3 protein-coding genes are annotated in these 1,588 nt (G+C 70.3%); all 3 read right to left on the bottom strand.

The window, feature by feature from the left end; translation table 11 throughout:
- Nucleotides 1-62 precede the first annotated feature (62 nt).
- Nucleotides 63-227: a hypothetical protein gene (locus ACWF94_RS40270; RefSeq protein WP_453500230.1), complete on the bottom strand. Its 165-nt coding sequence runs from the start codon at nucleotides 225-227 to the stop codon at nucleotides 63-65.
- A gap of 31 nt (nucleotides 228-258) precedes the next feature.
- The gene (locus ACWF94_RS40265; protein WP_453500228.1) at nucleotides 259-879 is read right to left on the bottom strand and encodes a hypothetical protein; all 621 of its coding nucleotides are present in this window, start codon (nucleotides 877-879) and stop codon (nucleotides 259-261) included.
- A partial coding sequence (locus ACWF94_RS40260; protein ID WP_453500226.1) for a hypothetical protein occupies nucleotides 879-1,588 on the bottom strand: 710 nt, incomplete at its 5' end. The genes ACWF94_RS40265 and ACWF94_RS40260, both read right to left, overlap by 1 nt.

The raw sequence follows: 1,588 nt of genomic DNA, 5'->3' as shown, positions 1-1,588 counted from the left end.
CCCAGGTCACGGATGGTGCCCGACGGCCGGGCGTCAGCTACCGCCTACGGAGCACCCGCCGGTCAGGCGACCGGCAACGGGTAGGTGTGGGTGTCGGGGAAGGCGGAGTCCGGCACGGCCGGGTCGCCGCCGGAGTTCTGCGGCATGTTGCCCTCGGCGTGCAGCTCGGCCACGAAGTCGGCCGGGTCCACGGCCTGCGTCGTGGCAGACGGGATCTGCTGGGACATGGTCGTTCCTCCTTGATCGGGAAGGACGCTGCTACACCGAGAGGTCGGTGAAGCAGATGGTGATCAGCACCTCGCGCGACGGGGAGCCGAGCGGGGTACGCCAGTGGGGGATTCGGCTTCCGTCGAATCCGGTGAGGTGGCGGTGGCGGACCGGGAAGGTCTCACCGCCGTCGGGGTAGGCGGTGTCGCCGAGGCGGTCGGCTATTTGCCGGGTGGTCAGCCACCGCAGGCGAGGCAGCCAGCCCATCGAGGCGAGCCCGGGGGTCAGGCCGCACGAGAAGGTGATCGAGCACTTCCCGTCGTCCCGGTGGACGTGCATGTAGTCGCCGGGCTCGTAGAACTTCAGGCCGAAGCGGATCGGGGTCATCCGGGCGCTGCCGGTCGCCTCGCCCGCCACCTCCGCCAGGCCCTTGGACAGGGCCAGCCGACTGAGCCCGTCTCCGCCGGTGTGGACCCGGCACCGCTGGGGTGAGGTGATCGATCCATCCCGCATCACCAGCAGTCCCGGCCTCTGGTTGTGGCGGACGACCGCGTGTGGCTCGCACCGGGCGGCCTCCGCGGCGATCTCCTCCCAGAGTCCGGGTTCGACCACGTCCTGAGGAACGTCTGCCCGGCCTTCCGTCAGCCAGAGCTGACGCGGGGTCATGGTCATCACAGGTCCATGAACGACATGGTCACCAGCAGGCCCATCGGCAGCGTGAGCGGCCGGCGCCAGTGCGGCACGTGGTACCCGGCGAACGCCCGGACGCTGCCGTCGCCGTACGGATGGGACAGGGTGGTGAAGTTCTTCCCCTCGGGGAACATGCCGTGCTCGGTGACGACTTCCCCGAGACGGTCCGGATAGGCGCCCAACAGGCCCGGGGCCCAGCCCATCGGGGGCAGATCCCCGGTCAGCGCGACGGCGACGGTCACGGTGGACTTCACCGAGTCCGTGTGCAGGCCCTGGAAGTCGCCTTCCCGGTAGAGGACGACGGCGCCCCCGCGCGGGATCAGCCGGGGAATGCCGGTGGCCACACGCAGGGCCATCAGCAGGGCCTTGTCGTAGGCCAGGGCCTCCAGCACCGGGCCGGGCGGGATGAAGCCGCAGTGGACCGGGGAGGCGAAACTGCCGTCGCGGTGCGCGGCCGTGTGTTCGTGGACGTGCGGTGTGACCATGTCGAGCCTGCCGTGCGCCTCCTCGACCAGCGCCTTGAAGCGGTCCGGCTCAAGGACTCCGGGAACAAGTGCCGTTCCCGTCTCCTCCCACACGGCGCGGGCCGGCAGCCGTTCCACAGGTGCTTTGGTGTCCATGATCCCCTCCAGGTGGTCTGTTTGTCCGGGTGGCGCCGTGCGGATGGTGGATCTCGGCTCGCCGCCGGGAC

The organism is Streptomyces sp. NPDC055078, from assembly GCF_053607985.1.
Note: the sequence above shows the minus strand (reverse complement) of the source record. Positions and strands in the feature narration are given on the sequence as shown.

Bases quoted from the DNA above. Each gene is read 5' to 3' on its own strand.
- ACWF94_RS40270 (WP_453500230.1), bottom strand. From the start codon at position 227: ATGTCCCAGCAGATCCCGTCTGCCACGACGCAGGCCGTGGACCCGGCC.
- ACWF94_RS40265 (WP_453500228.1), bottom strand. From the start codon at position 879: ATGACCATGACCCCGCGTCAGCTCTGGCTGACGGAAGGCCGGGCAGAC.